Source organism: Pseudomonas sp. MWU12-3088 (assembly GCF_023242405.1).
In the GTDB taxonomy this organism is placed as follows: domain Bacteria; phylum Pseudomonadota; class Gammaproteobacteria; order Pseudomonadales; family Pseudomonadaceae; genus Aquipseudomonas; species Aquipseudomonas kribbensis.
The window spans coordinates 153,432-174,791 of sequence record NZ_JALJEA010000002.1; the positions used below are offsets into that span (position 1 = coordinate 153,432).

17 protein-coding genes are annotated in these 21,360 nt (G+C 61.7%); 14 read left to right on the forward strand and 3 right to left on the reverse strand.

Going from position 1 to position 21,360, the window contains the following annotated elements; translation table 11 throughout:
- Window positions 1-143: 143 nt before the first annotated feature.
- From M5B98_RS06440 to M5B98_RS06465, 6 genes are all read left to right on the forward strand, one after another.
- Entirely contained in the window at window positions 144-1,088 is a 945-nt protein-coding gene (locus M5B98_RS06440; protein WP_248742253.1) for a choline ABC transporter substrate-binding protein, read from the forward strand.
- A gap of 75 nt (window positions 1,089-1,163) precedes the next feature.
- Window positions 1,164-2,051: a 3-keto-5-aminohexanoate cleavage protein gene (locus M5B98_RS06445; RefSeq protein ID WP_064380223.1), complete on the forward strand. Its 888-nt coding sequence runs from the start codon at window positions 1,164-1,166 to the stop codon at window positions 2,049-2,051.
- A gap of 70 nt (window positions 2,052-2,121) precedes the next feature.
- Window positions 2,122-3,087: an L-carnitine dehydrogenase gene (locus tag M5B98_RS06450; protein WP_248739981.1), complete on the forward strand. Its 966-nt coding sequence runs from the start codon at window positions 2,122-2,124 to the stop codon at window positions 3,085-3,087.
- A gap of 56 nt (window positions 3,088-3,143) precedes the next feature.
- Window positions 3,144-3,620: a thioesterase family protein gene (locus tag M5B98_RS06455; RefSeq protein ID WP_248742254.1), complete on the forward strand. Its 477-nt coding sequence runs from the start codon at window positions 3,144-3,146 to the stop codon at window positions 3,618-3,620.
- A gap of 24 nt (window positions 3,621-3,644) precedes the next feature.
- Window positions 3,645-4,808 carry a gamma-butyrobetaine dioxygenase gene (locus tag M5B98_RS06460; protein ID WP_248742255.1) on the forward strand — a complete coding sequence of 388 codons (1,164 nt, stop codon included), beginning with the start codon at window positions 3,645-3,647 and terminating at the stop codon, window positions 4,806-4,808.
- Window positions 4,809-5,167: 359 nt separating this feature from the next.
- Window positions 5,168-5,428, forward strand: a complete 261-nt coding sequence (locus M5B98_RS06465) for a hypothetical protein (protein WP_085688602.1) — start codon at window positions 5,168-5,170, stop codon at window positions 5,426-5,428.
- A gap of 76 nt (window positions 5,429-5,504) precedes the next feature.
- On the opposite strand, the gene M5B98_RS06470 is transcribed toward M5B98_RS06465, so the two are convergent.
- Window positions 5,505-6,608 (reverse strand): GlxA family transcriptional regulator, encoded by a 1,104-nt coding sequence (locus M5B98_RS06470; protein WP_065260190.1) that lies wholly within the window; start codon window positions 6,606-6,608, stop codon window positions 5,505-5,507.
- A 445-nt stretch (window positions 6,609-7,053) separates the two neighbouring features.
- Window positions 7,054-8,430, reverse strand: coding sequence for an L-serine ammonia-lyase (locus tag M5B98_RS06475; protein ID WP_248742256.1), 1,377 nt, complete (start codon window positions 8,428-8,430; stop codon window positions 7,054-7,056).
- A 434-nt stretch (window positions 8,431-8,864) separates the two neighbouring features.
- On the opposite strand from M5B98_RS06475, the gene M5B98_RS06480 reads away from it, so the two are divergent.
- The 3 genes from M5B98_RS06480 (at window position 8,865) to choV (ending at window position 11,899) form a co-directional block, all read left to right on the forward strand.
- Window positions 8,865-9,812, forward strand: a complete 948-nt coding sequence (locus M5B98_RS06480) for a choline ABC transporter substrate-binding protein (RefSeq protein ID WP_134828356.1) — start codon at window positions 8,865-8,867, stop codon at window positions 9,810-9,812.
- Between the two features lie 66 nt (window positions 9,813-9,878).
- Window positions 9,879-10,724 (forward strand): choline ABC transporter permease subunit, encoded by an 846-nt coding sequence (choW, locus tag M5B98_RS06485; protein ID WP_085709139.1) that lies wholly within the window; start codon window positions 9,879-9,881, stop codon window positions 10,722-10,724.
- Window positions 10,721-11,899 carry a choline ABC transporter ATP-binding protein gene (gene choV / locus M5B98_RS06490; protein ID WP_085709138.1) on the forward strand — a complete coding sequence of 393 codons (1,179 nt, stop codon included), beginning with the start codon at window positions 10,721-10,723 and terminating at the stop codon, window positions 11,897-11,899. The genes choW and choV overlap by 4 nt, the downstream gene beginning before the upstream one ends.
- An 88-nt stretch (window positions 11,900-11,987) precedes the next feature.
- On the opposite strand, the gene betT is transcribed toward choV, so the two are convergent.
- On the reverse strand, window positions 11,988-13,985 hold the full coding sequence (gene betT, locus M5B98_RS06495) for a choline BCCT transporter BetT (protein ID WP_085709137.1): 1,998 nt from the start codon (window positions 13,983-13,985) through the stop codon (window positions 11,988-11,990).
- A gap of 425 nt (window positions 13,986-14,410) precedes the next feature.
- On the opposite strand from betT, the gene betI reads away from it, so the two are divergent.
- The 5 genes from betI to M5B98_RS06520 all read left to right on the forward strand — a co-directional run bounded on the left by betI (window position 14,411) and on the right by M5B98_RS06520 (window position 21,357).
- Entirely contained in the window at window positions 14,411-15,004 is a 594-nt protein-coding gene (gene betI, locus M5B98_RS06500; RefSeq protein ID WP_085688616.1) for a transcriptional regulator BetI, read from the forward strand.
- Window positions 15,005-15,092: 88 nt separating this feature from the next.
- Window positions 15,093-16,565, forward strand: coding sequence for a betaine-aldehyde dehydrogenase (betB, locus tag M5B98_RS06505; protein ID WP_085709136.1), 1,473 nt, complete (start codon window positions 15,093-15,095; stop codon window positions 16,563-16,565).
- A 115-nt stretch (window positions 16,566-16,680) separates the two neighbouring features.
- Window positions 16,681-18,384, forward strand: a complete 1,704-nt coding sequence (betA, locus tag M5B98_RS06510) for a choline dehydrogenase (protein WP_248742257.1) — start codon at window positions 16,681-16,683, stop codon at window positions 18,382-18,384.
- Window positions 18,385-18,577: 193 nt separating this feature from the next.
- On the forward strand, window positions 18,578-20,020 hold the full coding sequence (locus tag M5B98_RS06515) for a TldD/PmbA family protein (protein ID WP_248742258.1): 1,443 nt from the start codon (window positions 18,578-18,580) through the stop codon (window positions 20,018-20,020).
- Window positions 20,020-21,357, forward strand: a complete 1,338-nt coding sequence (locus M5B98_RS06520; protein ID WP_248742259.1) for a TldD/PmbA family protein — start codon at window positions 20,020-20,022, stop codon at window positions 21,355-21,357. The genes M5B98_RS06515 and M5B98_RS06520 overlap by 1 nt, the downstream gene beginning before the upstream one ends.
- The last annotated feature ends 3 nt before the right edge of the window (window positions 21,358-21,360 follow it).

Consider the following 21,360-nt stretch of genomic DNA (forward strand, 5'->3'; position numbering starts at 1 on the left):
CGTCGGCGTTCAAGAGCACAGGTCGCTACAGTGCAAGAGCCAGTCGCCGCAGTGCGTTTTCACAGGGGCATTGCTGCGTAACTTGGCATCACCGGCGCGACAGACGCCGGAACCCACAATAACGACCTGCCGAGGAACCCGACATGAAACGACTGATCAGCAGCTGTGTTCTCGCACTCAGCGGTACCGCGTTTTTAAGCGCCAGTGTCATGGCGGCCGAACCTGCGTCGTGCCAGAACGTGCGCATGGGCGTGGTGAACTGGACCGACGTGATCGCCACCAGCGCCATGACTCAGGTTCTGCTCGACGGCCTCGGCTACAGCACCAAACAGACCAGCGCCTCCCAGCAAATCATCTTCGCCGGCATCCGCGACCAGCGTCTGGATCTGTTCCTCGGCTACTGGAACCCGTTGATGACCCAGACCATCACCCCGTTCGTCGATGCCAATCAGGTCAAGGTTCTTCCGGCGCCGAGCCTGAAAGATGCCCGCGCCACCCTCGCCGTACCGACCTATCTGGCGGACAAGGGCCTGAAAACCTTCGCCGACATCGCCAAGTTCGAGAAAGAACTAGGCGGCAAGATCTACGGCATCGAGCCAGGCTCGGGCGCCAACACCCAGATCAAGGCGATGATCGCCAAGAACCAGTTCGGCCTCGGCAAGTTCCAGCTCGTGGAATCCAGCGAGGCCGGCATGCTCGCCGCCGTTGACCGCGCCGTGCGCCGCAAGGAAGCCGTGGTGTTCTTCGGCTGGGCGCCGCACCCGATGAACGTCAATGTGCAGATGACTTATCTGACCGGCAGCGACGACGCCCTCGGCCCGAACGAAGGCATGGCCACCGTGTGGACCGTCACCGCGCCGAAATACGCCGAACAATGCCCGAACGTCGGTCGCCTGCTGAGCAACCTGACGTTCACCGCCGAAGACGAGAGCCGGATGATGCAGCCGCTGCTCGATCACAAGGACGCCTTCGAATCGGCCAAGCAATGGCTCAAGGATCATCCGCAGGACAAACAGCGCTGGCTCGAAGGCGTGACCACCTTCGATGGCAAGCCGGCGGCTGAAAACCTCCAGCTCACCAGCAAATAAACCGCAACGAACGAACCACTTCGCAGCCCGCCCAGGGCTGCGGACAGACCCATCACGCCTGAAGGAAAACGCACCATGAACCACGACGTCATCATCACCTGCGCACTCACCGGTGCTGGCGACACGACCGCCAAGAGCCCTCATGTGCCGGTCACTCCAAAGCAGATCGCCGCAGCCGCCGTCGAAGCGGCCAAGGCCGGCGCCACCGTCGTGCACTGCCACGTCCGCGACCCGCAGACCGGCAAGTTCAGCCGTGACGTGGCGCTGTACCGCGAAGTCATGGAGCGCATCCGCGAAGCCGACGTCGACATCATCGTCAACCTCACCGCCGGCATGGGTGGCGACCTGGAAATCGGCCCGGGCGAGAACCCGATGGAGTTCGGCCCGAACACCGATCTGGTCGGCCCGCTGACCCGTCTGGCCCATGTCGAAGAGCTGCTGCCGGAAATCTGCACGCTGGATTGCGGCACCCTGAACTTCGGCGACGGCGACACCATTTACGTCTCCACCCCGGCCCAGTTGCGTGCCGGTGCCAAGCGCATCACCGAGCTGGGCGTGAAAGCGGAGCTGGAGATTTTCGACACCGGTCACCTGTGGTTCGCCAAACAGATGATCAAGGAAGGCCTGCTCGACAACCCGCTGTTCCAGCTGTGCCTGGGCATCCCGTGGGGCGCGCCGGCCGACACCACCACCATGAAAGCCATGGTCGACAACCTGCCCGCCGACGCAGTGTGGGCAGGCTTCGGCATCGGCCGGATGCAGATGCCGATGGCCGCGCAAGCGGTGCTGCTTGGCGGCAACGTGCGGGTCGGTCTGGAAGACAACCTGTGGCTGGACAAAGGCGTGCTGGCGACCAACGGCCAACTGGTCGAACGCGCCACCGAGATCCTCAGCCGCCTCGGCGCCCGGGTGCTGACCCCGGCAGAAGGTCGCAAGAAGATGGGCCTGACCCAGCGCGGCTGAAATCACCCTTTCCCCCGGTGGGCGGGCCATTGGCGCTCACCGTTTTTTTGCCTCATTCCAGGAAGTGACCATGAGCTTTATCACCGAAATCAAAACCTTCGCAGCACTGGGCAGCGGCGTCATCGGCAGCGGCTGGGTCGCCCGCGCCCTCGCCCACGGCCTCGACGTGGTGGCCTGGGACCCGGCGCCGGGTGCCGAAGCGGCCCTGCGCAAACGCGTGGCCAATGCCTGGGGCGCGCTGGAGAAAAACGGTCTGGCGCCGGGTGCTTCGCAGGATCGCCTGCGTTTTGTGACGACCATTGAAGAGTGCGTGCGCGATGCGGATTTCATCCAGGAAAGCGCCCCGGAACGCCTTGAACTGAAACTGGAGCTGCACAGCAAGATCAGCGCGGCGGCCAAGCCGAATGCGCTGATCGGTTCAAGCACTTCCGGCCTGTTGCCTAGCGAGTTCTACGAGAGCTCGACCCACCCGGAACGCTGCGTGGTCGGTCACCCGTTCAACCCGGTTTACCTGCTGCCATTGGTCGAAGTGGTCGGCGGCAAGAACACCGCACCGGAGGCCGTGCAGGCCGCGATGAAAGTCTACGAATCCCTCGGCATGCGCCCGCTGCATGTGCGCAAGGAAGTGCCGGGCTTCATCGCCGACCGCCTGCTCGAAGCGCTGTGGCGCGAGGCGCTGCATCTGGTCAACGACGGCGTGGCGACCACCGGTGAAATCGATGATGCGATCCGTTTTGGCGCCGGTCTGCGCTGGTCGTTCATGGGTACATTTTTGACTTATACCCTGGCCGGTGGCGATGCCGGCATGCGTCACTTCATGTCGCAGTTCGGTCCGGCGCTCCAGCTGCCGTGGACGTATCTGCCGGCGCCGGAACTGACGGACAAGTTGATCGACGATGTGGTGGATGGCACCAGCGATCAACTGGGCCGCCACAGTATTTCGGCGCTGGAGCGCTATCGTGATGATTGCTTGCTGGCGGTGCTTGAGGCGGTGAAGACCACCAAAGAGAAGCATGGAATGAGTTTCAGCGAGTAATTGCAGATTGAGCGTTCCCGCGCAAAGCGTGGGAACGCTCGTGCCCGGAGATAAATATGCCCATCCTCACCACCTACCAAACCAGAATCATCCCCGACTGGGTCGACTACAACGGCCACCTGCGCGATGCCTTCTACCTGCTGATCTTCAGCTACGCCACCGACGCCCTGATGGATCGTCTCGGCATGGACAGCAACAACCGCGAAGCCAGCGGCCACTCGCTGTTCACCCTCGAACTGCACCTCAACTACCTGCACGAAGTGAAGCTCGATGCCGAGGTCGAAGTGCGCACGCAGATCATCGGCCACGACCAGAAACGCCTGCATCTCTATCACAGCCTGCACCTGGCCGGCGGTGACAAGGAACTGGCCGGCAACGAACAGATGCTGCTGCACGTCGACCTCGCCGGGCCGCGCTCGGCACCGTTCACACCGGACACCCTGAGCCGCCTGCAAGCCATCGTCGCCGAGCAGGCCGACCTGCCTGCCCCGACTTACATCGGCCGGGTCATCGCCCTGCCCCCAGCCCGGTAAATCTATCCATCGCAAGGAGCCGCCATGCAGACCGCCGCCGCAGTAGCCGATTTTCGTACTTATCCGTTGATCAGCGCGCTGAACGGCGTGCAGAACCTGGCGGATCGCGTTCTGATCGAATGGGCCGACGGGCGCGTCAGCCCGTTCCACCACGTGTGGCTGCGGGACAACTGCCCGTGTCCGCAGTGCGTCTACAGCGTTACCCGCGAGCAGGTGTTCGAGATCGTCGATGCGGCGCCGGATCTGTCGCCCTCTGCCGCGCATATCGACACCGACGGCTGCTTGCGTATCGACTGGCAGGACGGCCACCTCAGCCGTTTCGATGCCGGATGGTTGAGGGCTCACGCCTATGACGATGAGTCCCGTGCAGAACGCCTTGCCGCCAAGCCTAAATCCTTCCTGTGGCACAGCGATTTGCAGTTGCCGGTGTTCGACTATTCAGCACTGATGAACGACAACGCGGCACTGCTGCAATGGTTGCTCGCGGTACGCGACATCGGCCTGACCCAGGTCCGCGGCGTGCCCACCGAACCCGGCTCGCTGAAGCTGATCGCCCAGCGCATTTCGTTCATCCGCGAGAGCAATTTCGGCGTGCTGTTCAACGTGCAATCCAAGGCCGATGCCGACAGCAATGCCTACACCGCTTTCAACTTGCCGCTGCACACGGACCTGCCGACCCGCGAGCTGCAACCGGGGCTGCAATTTCTGCATTGTCTGATGAACGACGCCGAGGGTGGCGAGAGTATTTTCGTCGACGGTTTTGCGATTGCCGAAGCGTTGCGCCAGGAAGATCCCGCGTCGTTCAAGGCACTGTGCGAGATCCCGGTGGAGTTTCGCAACAAGGACCGCCACAGCGACTATCGCTGTCTCGCGCCGATCATCGCCCTCGATGCCTTAGGCCGGGTTGCGGAAATCCGCATGGCCAACTTTCTGCGTGGTGCTTTCGACACGTCCGTGGAGCAAATGCCCCTGCTGTATCGCGCGTATCGGCGCTTCATCGCCATGACCCGCGAGCCGCGTTTCCGGGTGATGCAGCGGCTCAATCCGGGCGAGCTGTGGTGCTTCGACAACCGCCGCACCCTGCATGCCCGCAATGCGTTCGACCCGACCACCGGGGCCCGGCATTTTCAGGGCTGCTACATCGACCGGGACGAGCTGCTGTCACGGATTCTGGTGTTGCAACGCTAGTCCGCGTCATCGTTCATCGCCAGCAGGCTGGCTCCCACAAAGAGCGCATTTCAATGTGGGAGCCAGCCTGCTGGCGATGAATGCACCTCGATTTACCTGACACACAGGCAAAAAAAAGCCCCGATACAAGCCGTGACAGGATCGGGGCGAGGGTACTGTTGAGGAGCTGCCATGCCGAGGGTGACCAAACCTTCGTGAAGCGAGCTGGGTCCAGTGTGCCCACTCCCCTGGCCGGCAAGTTAGCCGAAAACGACATGCTCATAGCCAATGTGGACACTGCGACAAATCGCCCTTGCCGTGCCTGTACAGGCCTACCAGAATCGAGCCACGACCTCCGTTGCCAAAGAAGGATTCGCGTCATGATGTATGCCGATTTGATCGATCAGGAAGACCTGTTGGGCCAACTCAAGTCGTTGGGATTCGAAGTACCGTCCGGCTCCACGGCCCAGCAGGCCTGCGAGTGCGCCGTGCGCGGTCTGGACGATGTGCGGGCCAACACGCTGCGCACCATGGTCAAGCAGATGTACACCAGCAGCGCGAGTATCCAGCCGATCGTGCGTGAAGCCATCGACAAGCAGTTGCTGCCGGCCCTGGCGCAGTACCAGCAGACCCGCGCCTGATACCTGACCGAAAAAAGATCGCAGCCTGCGACAGTGCCTTTCCTGAAGGCGCTGTCACAGGCTGCGATCTTTCGTTTTAGAGACGCACGCTGGCGAAGGTCGACTCGTTGCGCGCCTGGCTCAGCGCCGACATCGGCCCGGACAGCGGCGACATCACGATGGCCTGCGGCAGCGGCAGCATCGCCACCTGCTGGGTGGTGTTGGAGCCGACGCGTTCGTCACGCGGCGGAATGCCGAAGTATTCGCGGTAGCACTTGGAGAAGTGCGGCGTCGACACGAAGCCGCAGACCGACGCCACTTCGATGATCGACATCGGCGTCTGTTTGAGCAGTTGCCGGGCACGGATCAGGCGCAGCTTGAGGTAGTAGCGCGACGGCGAGCAGTGCAGGTATTTCTGGAACAGGCGCTCGAGCTGGCGACGGGACACGGCGACATACACCGCCAGTTCGTCGAGGTCGATCGGCTCTTCCAGGTTGGCCTCCATCAGCGCGACGATTTCCTGCAGTTTCGGCTGGTTGGTGCCGAGCATGTGCTTGAGTGGCACGCGCTGGTGATCCTGCTCGTTGCGGATGCGCTCGTAGACGAACATCTCGGAGATCGCGGCGGACAGTTCACGGCCGTGATCGCGGCTGATCAGGTGCAGCATCATGTCCAGCGGTGCGGTGCCGCCGGAGCTGGTGAAACGGTTACGGTCGAGGGTGAACAGACGGGTGCTCATCGCCACGCGCGGGAAAGCTTCCTGCATCGCCGCCAGACATTCCCAGTGCACGCTGCAATCGAAGCCGTCGAGCAGGCCGGCGCAGGCCAGTGCCCAGCTGCCGGTGCACACGGCACCGAGGCGACGGGACTGGCGTGCCTGGCTTTGCAGCCACGAGACGTGCTCACGGGTAACGGTGCGTTGAATGCCGATCCCGCCGCACACGATGATGGTGTCGAGGGCCGGGGCTTTGTGCATGGAGGCGTCGGGGGTGATCTGCAGACCGTCACTGGCCCAGACCTGGCCACCGTCGACGGTGAGGGTGGTCCAGCGATACAGCTCGCGACCGGACAACTGGTTGGCCATGCGCAGCGGTTCGACTGCGGAAGCCAGGGAAATCAGCGTGAAATTGTCCAGCAGCAGAAAGCCGATGGATTGAGGCGCACGGTTCTGGGGTTGAGCCCCGGAGTTGAACGACGTCATCGCGGTATCTCCTCACACAAAGCAGGTGATGGCCTCAGGCGGAGGCTCTTGTTATTGCCATCGTTCTCTTGCGTGAGACGGGGCTTTGTTATGACAGAGCAATTGCCATGCCTAAAATTGAATGGCTGTTCAATAACTCCTGAAAACGACGTCGCGACGCGTCTATACAAGCCGTCCGACGAAAGGTTGTTCGAAGTGCCATCAGCGGCGGTGAAAGCCCTGCCCCGGCGTGCGTGAGCAGATCGGTAGCACTTGTGGGAACAGGGCTGCGGGGGATTGTCCTACAGTGTCACCGCTGGCACGGATGACGGACGGTAGCCGGTGCGAATCCGGCCATGCGGGTGGGAAACACTCTTATCTGATTGCGACGCGCCAAAAGGTGGCGCGTTTTATTGTCCATGCTCACTTGGTGCGCAGTTTTGACTGGTCCGGCGCTGTCGGCGTATCAGCACTCGACCGCGCTGACCGCCAATCCACCCCGTGAAGTCTCCTTATATTTGTCATGCATGTCGGCGCCGGTATCGCGCATGGTGCGGATCACCCGGTCCAGCGAAATAAAGTGCTGACCATCGCCGCGCAAGGCCATCTGCGCCGCGTTGATCGCTTTCACCGCCGCAATCGCATTGCGCTCGATGCACGGCACCTGGACCAGACCGCCCACCGGATCGCAGGTCAGGCCGAGGTTGTGCTCCAGACCGATTTCCGCCGCATTGCACAATTGCTCCGGCGTGGCACCGAGCACTTCCGCCAGCCCTGCCGCCGCCATTGCGCAGGCCGAACCGACCTCCCCCTGGCAACCGACTTCGGCGCCGGAGATCGAAGCGTTCTTCTTGCACAGAATCCCCACCGCCGCCGCGCCGAGGAAATAGTCGACCACGTTGGCGTCGGTCACCGCTTCGCTGAATTTCATGAAGTAGTGCAGCACCGCCGGAATGATCCCGGCCGCGCCGTTGGTCGGCGCCGTGACCATGCGCCCGCCGGCCGCGTTCTCTTCGTTCACCGCCAGGGCGAACAGGTTGACCCACTCCATGGCGCTGAGGGTCGAGCCGATCACGTTGGGCTTGTTCAATTCCTGAAGACTGCGGTGCAGCTTGGCTGCACGCCGGCGCACATTGAGGCCGCCGGGCAGGATGCCTTCGTGTTTGAGGCCCTGCTCGACGCAATCCTGCATCGCCCGCCAGAGCTTCATCAGCCCGGCACGGATTTCCTCTTCACTGCGCCAGACTTTCTCGTTGGCCATCATCAGTTCGGCCACGCGCAGGTTGTTCTGCTTGCACAGCTCCAGCAGTTCGACGGCGCTGGAGAAGTCATAGGGCAATTCGGTGCGATCCAGATCCACCACACCGCTGGAGGCCTGCGCCTCATCGACGACAAAACCGCCGCCGACCGAATAGTAGGTGTCGCGATGAATCTCACCGTGATCGCCTTCGGCAATCAGGGTCATGGCGTTGGGGTGGAACGGCAGGTTCTCGTCGATCAGGCGCATGTCGCGGGCCCATATAAAAGGCACCGACAAACGACCATCCAGTAAAAGGGTGTGGGTTTCACGCAGGGCCTGGATCCGCGGGCCGATCTGCGACGGGTCGATCGCGTCCGGCCACTCGCCCATCAGGCCCATGATCACCGCGTTGTCGCTGCCGTGACCGACACCGGTGGCCGACAGCGAACCGAACAGCTGCACTTCGATCCGCCGAACCTGCTCCAGCAGGAATCTGTCGCGCAGCGACTCGACGAACAGCGCCGCGGCGCGCATCGGCCCGACGGTGTGAGAACTGGAGGGACCAATGCCGATTTTGAACAGGTCGAAAACGCTGATAGCCATTGATGCAGAGCTCCTGAGAGTGCCGGTCCGGGGCGTGAAGCGCCCGCTGGCGGAGCTGCTACGCTCAAGCTGCGATCCGCCGGAATGCCCGCATCATCAGGCTTTTCCCGGGTCGCACGGCGTCTGACACCGACGCACTCATGCCCACGAACGCCGTGCCGGTTTTCGCCCGTGTTTTCGCCGTTTTTATGCGGTTCAGATGGCCAAACAGGGCTGAAAAAAGCTGTAAACGACGTCACTGACACTGGATGCGACCATCCCTGTACTGGATACGACGCACCCTGTAGGCGTCAGATTTTCACTGGTACATGATCGTATCGACTCGATTGCAAGGCGCCGTGACAGAGCTGTCTCCAGAACGCCATCCAACCGCAACCTATAAGTGCGGTGGTCCAGTCGGAACACTGCCAAAAAAAACACCAAGGAGTCCATCCATGAAAGGTTCCCCGTCGTTGTTGTTGGCCGCCATGCTGAGTCTGCCGTTACTGGCTCAAGCCGCAGAACCGGCGCAGTGCAGTACCGTTAACTTCTCCGATGTCGGCTGGACCGACATCACCGCAACAACCGCGACCACCAGCGTGGTGCTCGACGCCCTCGGCTACAAGACCAAGACCACCATGATCTCCGTACCCGTGACCTACAAGTCGCTGGCCGACGGCAAGAACATGGACGTGTTCCTCGGCAACTGGATGCCGACCATGGAAAACGACATCAAGGCCTACCGTGACGCCGGCACCGTGGAAGTGGTGCGCACCAACCTCAAGGGCGCCAAATACACCCTCGCCGTGCCGCAGGCGCTGTACGACAAGGGCCTGCATGACTTCGCCGACATCGCCAAATTCAAGAAAGAGCTCGACGGCAAGATCTACGGCATCGAGCCTGGCAACGACGGCAACCGCCTGATCCAGAGCATGATCGACAAGAACGCCTTCGGTCTGAAAGACGCCGGCTTCAAGGTCGTCGAATCGTCCGAGGCGGGCATGCTCTCGCAGGTCGACCGTGCGCAGAAGCGCGACACCGCCGTAGTGTTCCTCGGCTGGGCGCCGCACCCGATGAACAAGCGCTTCAAGATTCAATACCTGACCGGCGGCGACGACTTCTTCGGCCCGGATTTCGGCGCGGCCACCGTCGCGACCAACACCCGCAAGGGCTACGTCGAGGAATGCAGCAACGTCGGTCAATTGCTGAAGAATCTGGAGTTCACCGTCGACATGGAAAGCACCCTGATGGGCAACATCCTCGACGACAAGATGAAGCCTGACGCGGCCGCCAAGGCCTGGCTGAAAAAGAATCCACAGGTGCTCGATACCTGGCTCGCTGGCGTGACCACCATTGACGGTAAACCTGGCCTGGAGGCCGTGAAAGCCAAGCTGAATCAGTAATCGCTTATGCCGGGCGGGCCAGTCCCGCCCGGGCTGTTATTTCCTTGCATGCGGACGTTCACTACCATGCTGATTGATCAGAAAATCCCTTTAGGCCAGTACATCGCGGGCTTCGTTGAATGGTTGACGCAACACGGCGCCAGCACCTTCGACGCAATCGCCGTGACCCTGGAAACGATGATCCACGGCGTGACGTTTGCGCTGACCTGGTTCAACCCGCTGGTGTTGATCGGCCTCATCGCTCTGCTCGCGCACTTCATTCAACGCAAATGGGGCCTCACCGCCTTCGTGATCGCCTCCTTTCTGCTGATCCTCAACCTGGGGTACTGGCAGGAAACCATGGAAACCCTCGCCCAGGTCATGTTCGCGACCCTGGTCTGCGTGGTCATCGGCGTGCCGCTGGGCATCGTCGCCGCGCACAAACCGATGTTCTACACTTTGATGAGGCCGGTGCTCGATCTGATGCAGACCGTACCGACCTTCGTTTACCTCATTCCTACCCTGACCCTCTTCGGGCTGGGCGTGGTTCCGGGCCTGATCTCCACGGTGGTGTTCGCCATCGCTGCGCCGATCCGCCTGACCTACCTGGGCATCCGCGATGTCCCGGAAGAACTGATGGACGCTGGCAAGGCCTTCGGCTGCTCGCGTCGCCAACTGCTTTCACGGATCGAACTGCCCCACGCCATGCCGAGCATCGCGGCCGGCATCACCCAGTGCATCATGCTGTCGCTGTCGATGGTGGTGATCGCGGCACTGGTGGGCGCCGACGGACTCGGCAAACCGGTGGTCAACGCACTGAACACTGCTGATATCGCCCTGGGCTTCGAAGCGGGCCTGGCGATCGTACTGCTGGCGATCATGCTCGACCGTATCTGCAAACAACCCGACGCCAAAGTAGGGGGTGACGCATGAGCATAATCCGCTTCGACAACGTAGACGTTATCTTCGCCAAGGATCCGCGCGAGGCACTCAAGCTGCTGGATCAGGGCATGACCCGTAACGAGATCCTGAAAAAGACCGGGCAGATTGTCGGCGTTGAAAAGGCCAGCCTGGATATCGAGAAAGGCGAAATCTGTGTACTGATGGGTTTGTCCGGCTCCGGCAAGTCCAGCCTGCTGCGCTGCATCAACGGCCTCAACACCGTGAGCCGTGGCAAGCTGTTCGTCGAGCACGAAGGCAAGCAGATCGACATCGCCTCCTGCAGCCCGGCCGAACTGAAGATGATGCGCACCAAGCGCATTGCGATGGTGTTCCAGAAGTTCGCCCTGATGCCCTGGCTGACCGTGCGCGAGAACATCAGTTTCGGTCTGGAAATGCAGGGCCGTCCCGAGAAAGAACGGCGCAAACTGGTGGATGACAAACTTGAGCTGGTGGGCCTGACCCAGTGGCGTAACAAGAAACCCAACGAACTGTCCGGCGGCATGCAGCAGCGTGTGGGCCTGGCCCGCGCGCTGGCGATGGACGCCGACATTCTGCTGATGGACGAACCGTTTTCGGCCCTCGACCCGCTGATCCGTCAGGGCCTGCAGGACGAATTGCTGGAACTGCAACGCAAGCTGAGCAAGACCATCGTGTTCGTGAGCCACGACCTCGACGAGGCGCTGAAACTGGGTAGCCGCATCGCGATCATGAAAGATGGCCGGATCATCCAGTACAGCGTGCCGGAAGAGATCGTGCTCAACCCTGCGGACGACTACGTGCGCACCTTCGTCGCCCACACCAATCCGCTGAACGTGCTCTGCGGTCGCAGCCTGATGCGCACCCTGGACAACTGCAAACGCATCAACGGTTCGGTGTGCCTCGATCCGGGCGGCGATTCGTGGCTGGACCTGGCCGAAGGCAACACCATCAAGGGTGCACGCAAGAACGGCTCGGTACTCGACCTGCAGAACTGGGTGCCGGGGCAAGCGGTGGAAGGCCTCGATCGCCGTCCGACGCTGGTGGACTCGAACATCGGCATGCGTGACGCGTTGCAGATCCGTTATCAGACCGGCAACAAACTGGTGCTGCACGACAATAACCATGTGGTGGGGATTCTTGGGGACAGCGAGCTGTATCACGCGCTGCTCGGGAAGAACCTGGGGTAAAGAGAGCAGACACAAAAACGCCGCGAGAGGATCGCGGCGTTTTTGTTTTCATCATTCCCACGCAGGGCGTGGGAATGAACAATCGCTTTTAGCTGTACACCCGGCCAAGGAGCTGCCGATGGCTTTCAAACTGATCGAGCACATCGCGTGTGATCTGATCCTGCGTGAAGCCCATCAGGTCGTAATCCTGGCTGCCGTTGTGCAGATACACCTCAGCGCGGTAGTAACGCTGGCGCGCTTCATCGGACTGGGCCGATTCGGTCGGGGTCGCCAGGTAGCCGTCCAGACTCACTTCGTAGACAAAAGGGTTGCCCTCTTCCATCTCGACCCGCACGCCCATGCAACGCTTGGATTTACCCAGCAGCGTCTGCACTTCCAGGCCTTGGGCACGCAACTGGGCAGCTGCATCGTCCAGCGCCGGAGTGACGTGTTTGTCCATGAAGCGCTGCACCACCGACTGGCTCGGTTGCAGGTCCAGTTGAGTCAGACGCTCGCTGAAACCACGACGACCGCGTTCAGCCAGTTGCGCCTGCTCCTGTTCGATCTGCATGTCCTGACGCATGGCCTTGTGCAGGCCGAACATGAAGCACACCAGCACCACCGAGAACGGCAGACCGGCCAGCACCACCATGGTTTGCATGGCTTCGAAGTTACCGGCGAACAGCAGGCCGATGGTCACCAGGGTGATCACGACCGACCAGAAGATCCGCAGCCAGTGCGGCGCGTCTTCGTCGACGGTGCCGCCCTTGCAGGAAAGGTTGGCCATCATCACCGCGCCGGAGTCGGCCGGGGTCAGGAACAGCACGAAACCTACGAAGATCGACACACCGATGACGACTTTCGACGCCGGGTAGTGTTCCAGCAACTGATAGATCGCCATCGACGGCTGTTCCAGCGCCGTCTTGCCGAGTTCCACCGCACCGTGGTTCATCACCAGGTCCAGTGCCGAGTTACCGAAGATCGACAGCCACGCCAGGGTGAAGCCCAGCGGAATAAGCAGCACGCCGGCCACCAGTTCACGCACGGTACGGCCACGGGAAATACGCGCGATGAACATGCCTACGAATGGGGCCCAGGAAATCCACCACGCCCAGTAGAACAGAGTCCACAGGCCCAGCCAGCGGTCGGACTTGGCACTGTCGCCTTCATAGACGTACAGGTCGAAGGTCTTCATGACCACGCCGTTGAGGTAGTCGCCGATGTTCTGAACGAAGCCGTTGAGCAGGTGCAGGGTCGGGCCGAACAGCAGGACGAAAATCAGCAGGCCGCTGAACAGAATGATGTTGAGGTTGGACAGACGACGGATGCCGTTTTCCACACCGGACACGGCAGCGATGGTCGCCACGGTGCTCATCACGATGATCACGATCAGCAGGTTGGTGTTGCTGTGTTCCATGCCGAACAGGTTTTCCAGGCCCGAGGACACTTGCAGCGAACCGATCCCCAGGTTGGTCACCAGACCCAGCAGGGTCACGAACATGCCGAAGCCGTCTACCGCATGACCGGCAGCGCCCTTGACCCAACGCTCGCCCACCAGCGGATACAGCGCCGAACGCAGTGCCAGCGGCTGGTTGTGACGGTAAGCGAAATAAGCCACGGCCAGACCGACCAGTGCGTAGATCGCCCAGCCGTGCAGGCCCCAGTGCAGGAAGGTCAGCTGGACAGCCTGACGTGCCGCCAGGTTGGTGGCCGATGCGCCTTCCGGCGGATTGAAGTAGTGATCCAGCGGCTCGGACGCGCCGAAGTACAGCAGCGAAATACCGATACCCGACGAGAACAGCATCCCCGCCCAGGCGCCGTAGCTGAAATCAGGGGTGTCGTCCTTGCTACCCAGTTTGAGTTTGCCGTAGGAGGAAAACGCCAGGCCCACCACGAAAACCAGGTAAGCGGCGATCACCACCATGTAGTACCAGCCGAAGCTGCGGGACAACCAGGCCTGAGCCACTCCCAACATTCTGCCGGCCTCTTGCGGGGCGATGATCAGAATGGCGGTCAACAACAGAATCAGCACGGTAGAGGTGTAGAACACCCAACCGTTGACCGTCACCTTCTCGGGCGGGGTCTTTATAAGCGAGGCAGAACTCATGGCACAAATGCTCCAGGCAGTGCGAGAGAAGAACACAAGGCAACACGGAACCCGACCAATCGGTTAGTTGGCAGCCGACCGGCGGGTGATATAAAGACACCCCGAAAAAAGCCCGAACCTGCAGAGATGGCACCGCGAATCGCCGTCGTGGCCGAGGTCCGGACGTTCATCCGAAACCTGGCCTCGAGCGTCTTGCCCATTCAACACGTCCATCGAACGTCGAACCGCACCTTGCCCCGCGCAGGTTTCGAGCATTTTCGGATGTCGGTTTATCGCCACTTACTCGTAGGAAAAATCTGTAGGCAGCGACGATTTGTCGCAGATCTTATTCTTTGTTGATTGAACGTTCAATCAAAACAAAATAGACTGGCCCTCAATCCGATCGGCGTTCATCGCCCGTCGGAAGGCCTAAGGAGATGTGCAAGATGCCCAAGGTCGGTATGCAACCCATCCGCCGCCAACAACTGATCGAAGCCACTTTGCAGGCCGTCGATCAGGTCGGAATGGGGGACGCCAGCATTGCGCTGATCGCCCGTCTGGCCGGTGTCTCGAATGGCATCATCAGTCACTATTTTCAGGACAAGAACGGCCTGATTGCCGCCACGATGCGGTATCTGATGAGCGTCCTCAGCGAGAACGTCACCGCGCGCCGTCAGGCGCTGGCAGACAGCAGCCCCCGGGCGCATCTGCAGGTGATCATCGAGGGCAACTTCGACGCCAGCCAGGTCAATGGCCCGGCAATGAAAACCTGGCTGGCCTTCTGGGCCACCAGCATGCACCAGCCGTCTTTGCACAGGTTGCAGCGGATCAACGATCACCGTCTGTATTCCAACCTGTGCTGCGAGTTCCGCCGTGTGTTGCCGCTCGAAGATGCGCGCACCGCCGCCCGTGGACTGGCAGCTCTCATCGACGGCTTGTGGTTGCGCGGCGCGCTGTCGGGAGACGCTTTCGACACTGCGCAGGCGCAACAGATCGCTTACGAATACATGGATTTCCAATTGGCCAAGAAGGTGAGCTAGAGCACACAGAAAACGCTCGGCCCCTGAACGCCACCGCAGCCTGATCGCGGTGGTCAACGCCAACCACTTATGCACTTGCGAGGACACTATGGCCCGTTTCGAACTGCAAAAACTCTACATCGATGGCGCGTACTCCGACGCCGGCAGCGATGCCACCTTCGAAGCCATCAACCCGGCTAACGGTGAAGTCCTCGCACAAGTGCAACGTGCGACCAAGGAAGACGTCGAGCGCGCTGTCGTCAGCGCCGAAAAAGGCCAGAAAATCTGGGCCGCGATGACCGCCATGGAGCGTTCGCGCATCCTGCGTCGCGCCGTCGACATCCTGCGCGAGCGCAACGATGAACTGGCTGCCCTGGAAACACTGGACACCGGTAAAGCCTTCTCCGAAACCAAATACGTCGACATCGTCACCGGCGCCGACGTGCTGGAATACTACGCAGGCCTGGTACCCGCCATCGAAGGCGAGCAGATCCCGCTGCGTGACACCGCATTCGTCTACACCCGTCGCGAGCCGCTGGGCGTGGTTGCCGGTATCGGCGCGTGGAACTACCCGATCCAGATCGCCCTGTGGAAATCCGCTCCAGCCCTGGCGGCCGGTAACGCGATGATCTTCAAGCCGAGCGAAGTCACCTCGCTGACCACCCTGAAACTGGCCGAGATCTACACCGAAGCCGGCGTTCCAAATGGCGTGTTCAACGTACTGACCGGCAGCGGCCGTGAAGTCGGCACCTGGCTGACCGAGCACCCGCGCATCGAAAAAATCTCCTTCACCGGCGGCACCGACACCGGCAAGAAGGTAATGGCCAGCGCTTCGGCTTCGTCGCTCAAAGACGTGACCATGGAACTGGGCGGCAAGTCCCCGCTGATCATCTGCGACGACGCCGACCTGGATCGCGCTGCCGACACCGCCATGATGGCCAACTTCTACAGCTCCGGTCAGGTCTGCACCAACGGCACTCGCGTATTCGTGCCGAGCCACCTGAAAGCCGCTTTCGAAGCCAAGATCGTCGAGCGCGTTGCGCGCATCCGCGTTGGCAACCCGGAAGACGAAAACACCAACTTCGGCCCGCTGGTCAGCTTCGCGCACATGGAAAACGTGCTGGGCTACATCGCCAAGGGTAAAGAAGAAGGCGCCCGCGTTCTGTGCGGCGGCGAGCGCATGACCGACGGCGAATTCGCCAAGGGCGCGTTCGTGGCACCGACCGTGTTCACCGACTGCACCGACGACATGACCATCGTCCGTGAAGAAATCTTCGGCCCGGTAATGGCGATCCTGACCTACGAAACCGAAGAAGAAGTGATCCGCCGCGCCAACGACACCGACTTCGGCCTGGCCGCCGGTATCGTCACCCGCGACCTGAACCGCGCCCACCGCGTGATTCACCAACTGGAAGCCGGTATCTGCTGGATCAACGCCTGGGGCGAGTCCGACGCAAAAATGCCGGTTGGCGGTTACAAGCAGTCGGGCGTTGGCCGTGAGAACGGCATCAGCTCGCTGAACAACTTCACTCGCATCAAATCGGTACAGGTCGAGCTGGGCGATTACGTCTCGGTGTTCTAAGACCCGCCATCGTGCGCTGCCCGCGAAGCCGCCTTCGCGGGCATGTCTGATCGCCGCTCCCGCAAGGGAAGCGCCGGCTGTCTGACCTGACCAACTTTCAAAGAGGGTGCATTCAATGTCCCAGGAATTCGATTACATCATTGTGGGTGCCGGTTCTGCCGGTAACACCCTGGCGACCCGTCTGACTGAAGACGAAGGCGTCACCGTCCTGCTGCTCGAAGCGGGCGGCCCGGACTACCGCATGGACTTCCGCACGCAGATGCCGGCCGCACTGGCCTTCCCGCTGCAGGGCCGTCGCTACAATTGGGCGTACGAAACCGATCCGGAACCGTACATGGACGGTCGTCGCATGGAATGCGGTCGCGGCAAGGGCCTCGGCGGCTCCTCGCTGATCAACGGCATGTGCTACATCCGCGGCAACGCGATGGACTACGACGGCTGGGCAAAACTGCCAGGCCTGGAAGACTGGACCTACCTCGACTGCCTGCCGTACTTCCGTAAAGCGGAAACCCGCGACATCGGTCCGAACGACTACCACGGTGGCGAAGGCCCGGTCAGCGTGACCACGCCGAAGGCTGGCAACAACCCGCTGTTCCACGCCATGGTTGAAGCCGGCGTGCAGGCCGGTTACCCGCGCACTGAAGACTTGAACGGCTACCAGCAGGAAGGCTTCGGCCCGATGGACCGCACCGTGACGCCGAAAGGCCGTCGTGCTTCCACCGCCCGTGGTTACCTGGACGTGGCCAAGAAGCGTTCGACTCTGACCATCGTCACTCACGCCCTGACTGACAAGGTTCTGTTCGAAGGCAAGCGTGCCGTTGGCGTACGTTACCTGGTCGGCGCTGCCGAAGAGCGCGTTGAAGCCCGTGCCCGTAAAGAAGTCATCGTCTGCTCCGGCGCGATCGCTTCGCCGCAACTTCTGCAACGCTCCGGTGTGGGCCCGGCGAAACTGCTGGAAAGCCTCGACATCCCGGTCGTTCACGATCTGCCGGGCGTCGGCGAAAACCTGCAGGATCACCTCGAGCTGTACCTGCAATTCGCTTGCACCCAACCGGTCTCGCTGTACCCGTCGCTGCTCTGGTACAACCAGCCGGCCATCGGTGCCGAGTGGCTGTTCAACGGCACCGGCATCGGCGCCAGCAACCAGTTCGAAGCCGGCGGTTTCATCCGTACTCGCGAAGAGTTCGAATGGCCGAACATCCAGTACCACTTCCTGCCGGTAGCGATTAACTACAACGGCAGCAACGGTGTGCAAGAGCACGGTTTCCAGGCGCACATGGGTTCCATGCGTTCGCCGAGCCGTGGTCGCATCCAGGTCAAATCCAAGGATCCGCGTCAGCACCCGAGCATCCTGTTCAACTACATGGCCACCGAGCAGGACTGGCAGGAATTCCGCGACGGCATCCGCCTGACCCGTGAAATCATGCAACAGCCTGCACTGGACGCCTTCCGTGGCCGCGAAATCAGCCCGGGCATCGAAGTGCAAACCGATGAGCAGCTGGACAAGTTCATCCGCGAGCACGCCGAAACCGCGTTCCACCCATCCTGCTCGTGCAAGATGGGCACCGACGAGATGGCGGTCGTGGACGGTCAGGGCCGCGTGCATGGCATGCAGGGTCTGCGTGTGGTCGATGCCTCGATCATGCCGATCATCACCACCGGCAACCTGAACGCGCCGACGATCATGATGGCCGAGAAAATCGCCGACAAGATCCGTGGTCGTCAGCCACTGCCGCGCAGCAAGGCGCCGTACTACGTCGCTGGCGATGCGCCGGTGAAGGGCAAGGCACTGCGTGATGTGAGTGCTGTTGCTCAGTAAGTCGTAATACCGGGCGGTGATCGTTCCCATGCAGTGTGGGAACGATCAGCCGACTCAAAGCAGTAAATCCTCCTACACCCCCTCATCACTTGATCCTACCCACACGCAGGCCTACTCTAGTCCTCGCGCAATCGTTTCACCCCTCCCCGCCGAATCCGCTTCGCCGCTACTCCCATAACAAGGAGGTTCCCTGATGTTCGATTTCCACCCCCAGCTCAAGCAGCGCTTCGCTGCCTTGCGCACGGGCGCCGAGTTTTTTTCCTTGCGGTATGTACGCGAGTCCGGCCAGTACCTGTCGGTGCGCAAAAACGTCGCCGAGCCGCCGAGCCTGAGCCGCGACGAAGGCGCGATGCTTACCGTCCGGGTCAACGGCGTCGAAGCCTACGCCGCGACCAATGACCTGTCGCAACAAGGCCTGCAAGCCGCCCTCGAGCGCGCCGAACAGCAGGCCCGGCGGATCAAGCCCCACGCCCTGCTCGACCTGAGCGAGCAGCCGGTGTCCAGCGACCGCGCCGACTACTTTTCACCCAATCTCGAACAACCCTTCCCGTCCCTGAGCGAATGCTTCGAGCTGCTCGGCGCGGAATCCGCCTCGGTGCCAAAGGATGAGCGCCTGGTGAACTGGGAAGTGAGCATCGGCATCACCCACGTCGAACAGATCTACCTGAGCAGCGCCGGGGCCGAATTGCGCCAGGCCCAGCGCTTCGTCTACCCCGGTCTGGACGTCACCGCCTACGACGGCAACGACAGCCAGACCCGCAGCCTCGGTCGTGAGAACTTCGGCCAGCAGGGCGGCGCCGACGTGATCAGCCGCTGCGGCTTGATCGGTGCCGGTACACAAGTCGCCGATCAGGCGCTGCAACTGCTGCTCGCGCCGAACACCCCGCAAGGCCCACGCGACCTCCTGCTGATGCCCGACCAGATGATGCTGCAGATCCACGAATCCATCGGTCACCCGCTGGAACTGGACCGGATTCTCGGCGACGAACGCAATTACGCTGGCACCAGTTTCGTCAAAGCCTCGGATTTCGGCAGCCTGCAATACGGCTCGAAACTGCTCAACGTGACCTTCGATCCGGACATTCCCGAGGAACTGGCGAGCTACGGCCACGATGACGACGGCTCCAAAGCCAGCAAGCAATTCCTGATTCGCGAAGGTCTGCTGGTGCGGCCGCTGGGCGGTGCGCTGTCGCAGTTCCGCGCGGGCCTGGACGGTGTCGCCAACAGCCGCGCCTGCGGCTGGAACCGACCGCCGATCGACCGCATGGCCAACCTCAATATCGAGCCGGGCGACCAGTCGCTGGAACAACTGATCGGCGGCATCGAAAACGGCATTCTGATGAGCACCAACCGTTCGTGGTCGATCGACGACGCGCGGAACAAATTCCAGTTCGGCTGCGAATGGGGCCAGTTGATTGAAAACGGCGAACTCAAGGGTGTGGTGAAAAACCCGAATTACCGGGGCATTTCCGCGCATTTCTGGAAGAGCCTGCGCGCGGTCGGCAACGCTGGCACCACCAAGGTGCTGGGCACGCCGAACTGCGGCAAGGGCGAACCGAACCAGGTGATCCGCGTCGGCCACGCTTCGCCGGCCTGCGTGTTCAGCAATGTTGATGTGTTTGGGGGAGACGCCTGATGAGTATTTCCAAGAGCCAGGTCGAGGCCTTCAAGGTGCTGGTCAACTGGCTGCGCGATGCCGTGCGCGAGCCGGAACAGTTCACGCTGAGTTACGACGCCGAATCGTCGGCCTTCGTGCGCTTCAACCACGCCAAGGTGCGTCAGGCCGGGCAAGTGCAACAAGCCGGTATCGGTCTGAAACTGATCGACGATGGCCGCCATGCCGACCTGCACATCACCCTGTCCGGCGAACAGGCAACCGACCTGCAACGCCTCGCCGAAGGCCTGCAACAACTGCGCGAAACCCTGCCGCTGCTGCCGCAGGATCCGTACCTGCTGCTCAACCACAACGGCTGGCAGAGCCAGAACGTGCAGGAGCATCCGCTGCCGGACACCGAGCAGGTGGTCGCTGAAATCGCCGAGGCGGCCGAAGGGCTGGATCTGGTCGGTTTCTATGCTGCCGGCCCGATCAGCCGTGGTTTCGCCAGCTCTTCCGGCGCGTTCGGCTGGCATCAGGCCAACAGCTTCAACTTCGACTTCAGCCTGTTCCACGAGAACGGCGAAGCGGTGAAAGCCAGCTATGCCGGGCACGAGTGGAGCAGCGAAGGTTTCGCCAAACGTTTCCAGCAGGCCCGCGAGCAGCTTGAGTTTCTCGGTCGTCCGTTGCGCACCCTGCCACCGGGACAATACCGCGCCTATCTGGCACCGGCAGCCCTGGAAGAAATCATGGGCATGTTGTGCTGGGGCGGTTTCTCGGCGCAGTCGATTGCCAGCAAGAGCAGCCCGTTGCAGAAGCTGTATGCCGGCGATCAGACGCTCAGTCCGCTGGTGTCCCTCGACGAAAAAGTCAGCGGCTCGCTGAGCCCGGCGTTTTCCGGTGAAGGTTACCCGCGCAGCGATTTGCGGTTGATCATCGAAGGCAAAGCGGGTGACCAGTTGGTGGGTTCGCGCAGTGCTGCCGAATACGGTCTGACGGCCAACGGTGCCGGCGGTGGCGAATCACCGAGCGCGCTGAACATGGGCGCCGGTGATCTGCCGCAAGCGGAGATTCTCAAGCAACTGGGCACCGGGCTTTACATCAGCAACCTGTGGTATCTGAACTTCTCGGATCAACCGGCGGCGCGCCTGACCGGCATGACCCGGTTTGCCACGTTCTGGGTCGAGAATGGCGAGATCCAGGCGCCAGTCAGCACCATGCGTTTCGACGACAGTGCCTACAGCCTGCTGGGTTCGCAGCTGGAAGCATTGACCGCCGAGCGCGAGTTGCTGTTGTCGGCGAGCACCTACAGCCAGCGCAATACGTCGTCGGCGTTGTTGCCGGGGGCGTTGGTGAGCCGGCTGACCTTGACCCTCTGATAC

Excerpts from the sequence above, each read along its gene's own strand:
- M5B98_RS06455 (WP_248742254.1), top strand. The coding sequence starts at position 3,144 with ATGCCCATCCTCACCACCTACCAAACCAGAATCATCCCCGACTGGGTC.
- betT (WP_085709137.1), bottom strand. The coding sequence starts at position 13,985 with ATGAGTTCTGCCTCGCTTATAAAGACCCCGCCCGAGAAGGTGACGGTC.
- M5B98_RS06460 (WP_248742255.1), top strand. The coding sequence starts at position 3,645 with ATGCAGACCGCCGCCGCAGTAGCCGATTTTCGTACTTATCCGTTGATC.
- M5B98_RS06475 (WP_248742256.1), bottom strand. The coding sequence starts at position 8,430 with ATGGCTATCAGCGTTTTCGACCTGTTCAAAATCGGCATTGGTCCCTCC.
- M5B98_RS06470 (WP_065260190.1), bottom strand. The coding sequence starts at position 6,608 with ATGACGTCGTTCAACTCCGGGGCTCAACCCCAGAACCGTGCGCCTCAA.
- choW (WP_085709139.1), top strand. The coding sequence starts at position 9,879 with ATGCTGATTGATCAGAAAATCCCTTTAGGCCAGTACATCGCGGGCTTC.
- betA (WP_248742257.1), top strand. The coding sequence starts at position 16,681 with ATGTCCCAGGAATTCGATTACATCATTGTGGGTGCCGGTTCTGCCGGT.
- betB (WP_085709136.1), top strand. The coding sequence starts at position 15,093 with ATGGCCCGTTTCGAACTGCAAAAACTCTACATCGATGGCGCGTACTCC.
- M5B98_RS06520 (WP_248742259.1), top strand. The coding sequence starts at position 20,020 with ATGAGTATTTCCAAGAGCCAGGTCGAGGCCTTCAAGGTGCTGGTCAAC.
- M5B98_RS06515 (WP_248742258.1), top strand. The coding sequence starts at position 18,578 with ATGTTCGATTTCCACCCCCAGCTCAAGCAGCGCTTCGCTGCCTTGCGC.
- M5B98_RS06480 (WP_134828356.1), top strand. The coding sequence starts at position 8,865 with ATGAAAGGTTCCCCGTCGTTGTTGTTGGCCGCCATGCTGAGTCTGCCG.
- M5B98_RS06445 (WP_064380223.1), top strand. The coding sequence starts at position 1,164 with ATGAACCACGACGTCATCATCACCTGCGCACTCACCGGTGCTGGCGAC.
- betI (WP_085688616.1), top strand. The coding sequence starts at position 14,411 with ATGCCCAAGGTCGGTATGCAACCCATCCGCCGCCAACAACTGATCGAA.
- M5B98_RS06450 (WP_248739981.1), top strand. The coding sequence starts at position 2,122 with ATGAGCTTTATCACCGAAATCAAAACCTTCGCAGCACTGGGCAGCGGC.
- choV (WP_085709138.1), top strand. The coding sequence starts at position 10,721 with ATGAGCATAATCCGCTTCGACAACGTAGACGTTATCTTCGCCAAGGAT.
- M5B98_RS06440 (WP_248742253.1), top strand. The coding sequence starts at position 144 with ATGAAACGACTGATCAGCAGCTGTGTTCTCGCACTCAGCGGTACCGCG.
- M5B98_RS06465 (WP_085688602.1), top strand. The coding sequence starts at position 5,168 with ATGATGTATGCCGATTTGATCGATCAGGAAGACCTGTTGGGCCAACTC.